The organism is Azospirillum sp. P4_B5, assembly GCF_056402275.1.
The window spans coordinates 1-2330 of the sequence record NZ_JBFUHT010000125.1 but is presented as its reverse complement, the minus strand read 5'-3'; the positions used below and the strand labels follow the sequence as shown (position 1 = coordinate 2330).

Here is a 2330-nt window from a genome sequence, read left to right as displayed (position 1 = left end):
GTGACGGGCCTGGTGGCCCTGTTCGTGGCGAGCACGCCGGCGCTGTACGTGCCGATCTTCACGACCCCGCTGAAGTGGGTGGTGATGCTGGCGCCGCTGGCCTTCATCATGGTGCTGTCCTTCCGCTTCCACGCGATGTCGGCGAGCGCGCTGCAGGGGCTGTTCTGGGCCTTCTGCGCGGTGATGGGCGTGTCGATGGCGTCGATCTTCCTGGTCTTCACCGGGGCCAGCGTGGCGCGGGTGTTCTTCATCACCGCGGCGATGTTCGCGGCGATGAGCCTGTGGGGCTACACCACCAAGGCCGACCTGTCGAAGATGGGCTCGTTCCTGATGATGGGCCTGATCGGCATCGTCATCGCCAGCCTCGTSAACATCTTCGTCGGCTCCAGCGCGCTGCAGTTCGCCATCTCGGTGATCGGCGTGGTCATCTTCACCGGCCTGACCGCCTACGACACCCAGCGCATCAAGGAGGAGTACGCCGAGGGCTACGGGCACGAGGGCAACACCAAGCTCGCCGTTATGGGCGCCCTCTCGCTCTACCTCAACTTCATCAACCTCTTCCAGATGCTGATGCAGCTCATGGGACAGCGCGAGGAGTAAGGCGGCGCTTCCATCCGGCGCAACGCCTGCCAGAAAGGGCCGGCCGCTTCCTGCGGTCGGCCCTTTTCTTTTTCTACGGCTTGCCGGTTGCCGGAGCGGCGTCCGGCTTGGGCGGATACTCCACCGACACGATGTGCAGGGAGTTGTTCGGGAAGGAGCAAGCCGCCTCCGGCGCCGCCTGGGAGGCCGGATCGAAGGCGTAGGGACGGGGGGAGCGGCCGGCCACCGCCCCGGCCCCAGCCCCGGCCCCGGCTGTGACCGTCTGGACACCCGGCCCGGTCACCCGCGACGTCCAGGGCGCTCCGGTGAAGACGCCCGGCGTCGATTCCTCCGCCCACAGCCACAGCACGCGGGTGCCCACCGGCTGCGGCTGCGTGAAGGAATGCAGCACCCGCTCGCAGGTCTGCCGGTCCATGTTGTGGATCGCCCGTTCGACCACCGTGTTTTCCGTCCGGGGCGCCCATCGCGACAGCAGCAGCGAGCCGAGGGCCAAGCTGACCGCCACCCCGCCCAACGAGCAGGCGAGCACCAGCCGGAAACTGCCGTCGTCCTTTGCCATGCCCTGCCTCCGCCGTCGATTGCCCATGCCCCCCGCCGACATGCTCCACCCTCCTGTCCCGTTCCGCGCGCAACATTGGCCGCAGGACCGCGATGGCGCAGAAGGCCGCGATGAGATCCATGGTGGCGCAGATGTAGAGCACGGTCGCCCAGGTGCCGGTGGCTTCCATCAGCAGGTTGCCCAGCGGGACCAGCAGSGCCGCGACGCCCTTGGCGCAGTACAGCACGCCGTAGATCTTCGCCGCGTGCTTGGTGCCGAAGGTGTCCGCCGAGGTGGCGCTGAACAGGCTGTACACTTCGCCCCAGGCCAGGAACACCATGCCCGACAGGATCAGGAACATGATCGGGTCGTGGCCGAAGCGGCTGAGCATCAGGATGCCGATGCCTTCGAAGGTGAAGGCGATGAACATCGTCGCTTCACGGCCGATGTGGTCGGAGATGAAGCCGAACAGCGGACGGGAGATGCCGTTCATCACGCGGTCGAGCATCAGCGCGAAGGGCAGTGCCGCCATGGTGATGCCGAACAGGCTGATCGGGGCTTCCTTGACGCCCAGATCGTGGGCGATCACGCCGAGCTGGGCCACCGCCATCAGACCGCCCGAGACGGTGCAGATGAACATGACCATCATGACCCAGAAGACCGGCGTCTGCAGGGCTTCCTTCAGCGTGTAGTCGCGGCGCGACTGCAGGACCTTGGTCGAGGCCTTGACCTGTTCCTTCTGCGGAGCGCGCAGGAAGAAGGCGGCGGCGATGATGATCGCACCCTGCAGCAGGCCGAACCAGAAGAAGGTCGCCTGATAGCCCGACGAGTGGATCATGTTGGCGATCGGCAGGATGGTCAGGGCCGAGCCGGCGCCGTARCCGCCCGCGGTCAGGCCRACGGCGAGGCCGCGCTTGTCCGGGAACCACTTGATGGCGCTGTTGACGCAGGTGGCGTAGACGCAGCCGACGCCGATGCCGCCGATGGCCGAGCCGACATAGAGCATGCCGAGCGAGCCGGCGTAGCTGTCGACGATCCAGGAGAGGCCGGTCATCACGCCGCCGAAGGCGACGATGACGCGGGGGCCGTAACGGTCGATGAAGTAGCCTTCGATGGGGGTCAGCCAGGTCTGGACGACGACGAAGACGGTGAAGGCGGTCTGGATCGAGGCGCGGGTCCAGCCATGGGTGGC

The 2330-nt window shown here is 66.9% G+C and carries 2 protein-coding genes; one reads left to right on the top strand and one right to left on the bottom strand.

What is annotated here, in order from left to right:
• A partial coding sequence (locus AC1DVI_RS32300) for a Bax inhibitor-1/YccA family protein (RefSeq protein ID WP_476961460.1) occupies nt 1-600 on the top strand: 600 nt, incomplete at its 5' end.
• On the opposite strand, the gene oxlT is transcribed toward AC1DVI_RS32300, so the two are convergent.
• The coding region (oxlT, locus tag AC1DVI_RS32295) for an oxalate/formate MFS antiporter (protein WP_476961459.1) at nt 537-2330 on the bottom strand (1794 nt) is incomplete at its 5' end. The two genes, AC1DVI_RS32300 and oxlT, sit on opposite strands and share 64 nt — an antisense overlap.